General features: G+C 50.5%; 1 protein-coding gene. It reads left to right on the top strand.

Annotation, left to right across the window (positions count from 1 at the left end; all coding sequences use genetic code 11):
• Positions 1–188 precede the first annotated feature (188 nt).
• On the top strand, positions 189–548 hold the full coding sequence (locus ACCI51_RS19410; protein WP_371845081.1) for an IS66 family transposase: 360 nt from the start codon (positions 189–191) through the stop codon (positions 546–548).
• The last annotated feature ends 334 nt before the right edge of the window (positions 549–882 follow it).

Raw genomic sequence — 882 nt, 5'->3', positions numbered from 1 at the left:
TAGCGAGAGCGGCGCAAGGGGATGGACTGGCAAAACGGGCAATGCACTTTTATAAGTAGCTCTACCGGGTTGAGAGGAAGGCCAAAGAGAATCAGCTGACCGCAAAGCAGCGACACGATCTGCGACAAGAGGAACCGAGGCCGATTATGACGGCCTTTAAGTGTTGGCTGGATGAGTACTATCCGTAAGTGCGACCCAAATCCCCGCTGGGCAAGGCAATGAATTACTGCCTGAAGTATTGGAATAGGCTATGTGCACTTCTCAACGATGGTCGCTTAGAAGTCGCCAACAATTTGGCTGAACAGGAAATCAAACCTTTTGTCATGGCTCGGAAAAACTTCCTGTTTGCATCTTCGGTCAATGGAGCTGAAGCATTATGCCTGCACTTCAGTTTGATTCGCGCTGCCAAGATCCACGACCTAGACCCCTACAGGTATTATGTAGAGGTGCTTAAGCAGATTCCTCACTGCCAATCCGTTGGGGATTCTGAGGCAATGCTACCCTGGAATATCCAGCTTGAGAAAGTTGGGATGGCCGCAGCTGCATGATACAGCGATGCTGCCCGCAAGAAGGCGGGCGTCTGTTGAATAGCCGTATTTGCCTGTTGAAGAAACAGCCCTTTAAGCCTTCCATGACTTAGCATTCAGCGTGCGATCCCAGTACTCTAAATACAACTCTTACCTACGATCTGGTAAGATCGCTTACAGGCTAACCCAGAAAGTCGAAGCCGCAACCCCTGATACACCCGCCGCCGTTTTAAAATGCACCATCGCCGTGATTGATGACCAGAATACAGTACAAACTGACGGCGCCGGCGATCCAATGACCAGTGTTTATGTCACCACCAAAACCCTGCAAACCGATGGCGGCGGAGTGGTAAAT

Origin of the sequence: Microbulbifer echini (assembly GCF_041447225.1) — a bacterium.
Classification (GTDB): Bacteria; Pseudomonadota; Gammaproteobacteria; order Pseudomonadales; family Cellvibrionaceae; genus Microbulbifer; species Microbulbifer echini.
Note: the sequence above shows the minus strand (reverse complement) of the source record. Positions and strands in the feature narration are given on the sequence as shown.